The sequence below is a fragment of the Planomonospora algeriensis genome (assembly GCF_977012225.1).
On record NZ_CDRNDK010000595.1, the window covers coordinates 1 to 3225 of the forward strand.

The following is a 3225-nucleotide window of genomic DNA, read 5'->3' on the forward strand; positions in this document are numbered from 1 at the left end:
CCCCGCCGCCGCGCCCGCACGAGCAGGTGCACGGCCTCCCGGCCCCGCACGGTCCCGTCTCCGGTCCGCAGAGCCCTCCCGGGTACGGCCCGCAGCCCCCGCACGGATACGGAACCGGTGCCGGGCCGGACGCCTCCGGGGCCGCGTCCGGTGAGGCGCCGGGGCGGGCTCCGCCTCTGGGCGGCCGTGGCGGCCGTCGCCTGCGTCGCGGGCGCGGGTGCGGGAGCGGCGCTGGCGCTCAACGCCGGATCTCGCGAGCGGACCTCGTTCGACGAGCCCGTGGATTTCTGCAAGCTGCTCACCGCCGAGCAGGTCCGCCAGATCATGGGCGTCGCCCGGCCTCCGGCCGGACGGCCGGACGACGGCGGCTGCGCCTGGACCACCGAGGACAGCGGGATCGCGCTGATCCCCGTCACCGACAGCGACACCCCGCAGCCGTGGGCGCTGACCCCGGAGTCGGCGCGCACGCTCTTCGCCAACCTGGACCGGGAACACGCCAAGGCGTCCCAGGTCACCTGGGAGTGGAAGGAGATCGGCGTCAGCGGGGCGACCGCCGAGCGGACCGTCCGCCGGGCGGTGCCGGGCCTGGGCGAGGAGGCCTTCGCCTACGATCTGACCTCCTCCGGAGGCCGTACGCACTCGGGCATCGTGACCTTCCGGCTCCTCGACCTCGTCGTCGAGGCCCAGTACTCCACGCGCTCCGCCCGGCCCGCCGACGACGACATCAGGAACGGCGCGCTGGCGGTGGCGCGGCAGGGCGAGGCCGCCCTGCGGGGCCTGAAGTGACCGGCCGCACCCTGGCCGGCCGGTACCGGCTGCTGGAGCGGCTCGGCGAGGGCGGCGCGGGCACGGTCTGGCGGGCGCACGACGAGACGCTCCGCCGCGACGTCGCGGTCAAGGAGCTGCGCGGCGGCGCCGGGTTCGCCGAACGGGCGATCGCCGAGGCCCGAGCCGCCGCCCGGGTGAACCACCCGGCCATCGTCATGGTCCACGACGTGGTGACCGACGGCGGCCTGCCGTGGATCGTGATGGACCTGGTCGGCGGCGTCTCCCTGGACAGGCTGATCGAGCGGGGACCGCTCCCCGCGCCCCGGGCCGCCGCGATCGGGCTGCGGGTCCTGGACGCGCTGGAGGCCGCGCACGCGCACGGCATGCTGCACCGCGACGTCAAGCCGGGCAACGTCCTGATCGAGCGGGACGGTACGGCGGTGCTCGCCGACTTCGGCATCGCGGCCCCGATGACCGGTGAGCAGAGCCTGGCCGACCGGGCCGGATCCGCCGGGTACACGGCCCCCGAGCGCCTCCGGGAGGAACCGGCCGGGCCGCAGTCCGACCTGTGGGCGCTGGCGGCGACGATGTACGCCGCGGTGGAGGGCCGCGCCCCCTTCCGCCGCGACCACCCCGCCGCCGTCGCCGCCGCGGTGCTGATGCACGAGCCGCCCGCACCGGTCCGGGCCGGGCCCGAGCTCGGCGGGCTGCTGCTCGCCATGCTGGCCAAGGACCCGGCCCGGCGCCCCGCCCCCGCGGCGGTCCGCAGGTCCTCGACCGATCGCCGCCACGACCTCCTACCGCTCCGTCGCCGCCGCACCGGTCGCCCCGGCCGCCCCGCACGGAGCCCTGACCGCTCCGCACGGAGTCCCGGTCCGCCCCGCGCGGGCGGGCCGCGCCGCTGGTTCTGGAGTGCCGCCGCCGCGGTCGCGGTGTCCGCGGTCGCAGGTGCGGCGATCGCCTGGAGCACGGTCATGTCACCGGGCGGCGGGCCGGACCGGGGACGGTTCGCCGCCGCGCCGGAGGCCTGCGACCTGCTCACCGTCGAGCAGGTCCGCGAGCTGGTCGGCCAGGTCACCGATCCGAGGATGACCAAGGTGGACGAGTGCACGTGGAACTACCTGAAGGGGGGCGTCCCCTACCGCTGGATCAGCGTGCAGACGCAGGCCGTACCCCCGCACGGCGAGAGTTCCGCGCCCGAGGCGGCGCGGCTGCTCTTCGAGGGCATGCGGCGGGAGACCGACTCCGAGGCGGGCGGCGACACCGCGTTCGGCCGCCAGACCAGGTCCCGGGTCCGCGCGCTGCCCGGCGTGGGCGAGGAGGCGTTCGCCCGGGACTACGTGAGGGAGGGTGCGAACGTCTCCCGCACCGTCTGCACCGTCTGGCTCCGCGTCAGCAACCTGATCGTCAGGGTGGAGTGGACCCGCGCCGAGGAGGGCGGGGTTCGCCCGGCCGACCAGCGGACCGCGCTGCGCGCCGCCGAGCGGGTGGCGGCCGGGCTCGGCGCTCCAGGCCCGTCCGGGTCGTCCGGGTCGTCCGGGTCGTCCGGGCCGTCCGGCGGCTGAACCGCGTCCCCGTTCCCCACAGGAGGTCCCCTTGAGTTCCGGCAGTCCCGAGCCCCCCGCCACCCCGGCCACCGCACCGGCCGAGTGGGGGCCGACCGTCCCGTCCCCGGTCCCGTCGCCGGGGCCCCGGCGGTGGCTGCTGCCCGTGGCGGGCGTGACCGCGCTCGCCGTGGCCGCGGGCGGGGGCTCCTACCTGCTGGTGAGCCGGCTGAACGCCTCCGGCGCCTCAGCCCCGGCCGCGTCCCCTGCCGCCCCCGTCTCCCGACGGGCCCCGCGGACCCCCGAACGTCTGCGCCATGCTCGACCGGGTCGACGTCGACCGCCTCGTCCCCCAGGCGAAGGTGAGCGACTCCACCAACGACAACCGGGACTCCTCACCGGCCTACGTGACCTGGAGCTGCTCCTGGCAGAACCTGAACTACTCCTACGGCGAGTTCCGCCGGAGCAGGCAGATCAGCGTCAAGGTCACCCAGCACGAGGGGGAGAGGACGGAGACCGCCGACACCGTCGCCCGGCGGAGCTACGGCCACGACCTCGAATCGGCCCGGTACGCCGAGAACCACCCCCAGAAGGACTACTACTACTCCCCCGTCCGCAAGCTCCAGGGCGCCGGCGACGAGGCGCACGTCCAGTACACCTGGTCCAAGGGGAAGACGAAGTACGCCTTCGGGACGGGGTTCGGCCGGGTCGGCGACGTGACCGTCAAGGTGGAGTACCAGGCCGACCAGCAGCCCAAGGACGTCCCGCTCTTCTCCGACGAGGGCAAGCAGTCCGTCACCGAGCAGAACGCGCTGCGGGAGGCCGAGCTCCTGATGCGGCAGGTCTCCGAGGCGGTCGCGGCCTGGCGGCAGGGCCGGCCGTACGCCCGCTCGTCCCCCGGCCGACGGCCTCG

3 protein-coding genes are annotated in these 3225 nt (G+C 76.0%); all 3 read left to right on the top strand.

What is annotated here, in order from left to right:
• Window positions 1-150: 150 nt before the first annotated feature.
• Window positions 151-786: a hypothetical protein gene (locus tag ACWJ6R_RS32990; protein ID WP_449065973.1), complete on the top strand. Its 636-nt coding sequence runs from the start codon at window positions 151-153 to the stop codon at window positions 784-786.
• Entirely contained in the window at window positions 783-2333 is a 1551-nt protein-coding gene (locus ACWJ6R_RS32995) for a serine/threonine-protein kinase (RefSeq protein ID WP_449065974.1), read from the top strand. The genes ACWJ6R_RS32990 and ACWJ6R_RS32995 overlap by 4 nt, the downstream gene beginning before the upstream one ends.
• Before the next feature lie 296 nt (window positions 2334-2629).
• Window positions 2630-3225: hypothetical protein (locus tag ACWJ6R_RS33000; protein ID WP_449065975.1), on the top strand; the 596-nt coding region annotated here is incomplete at its 3' end.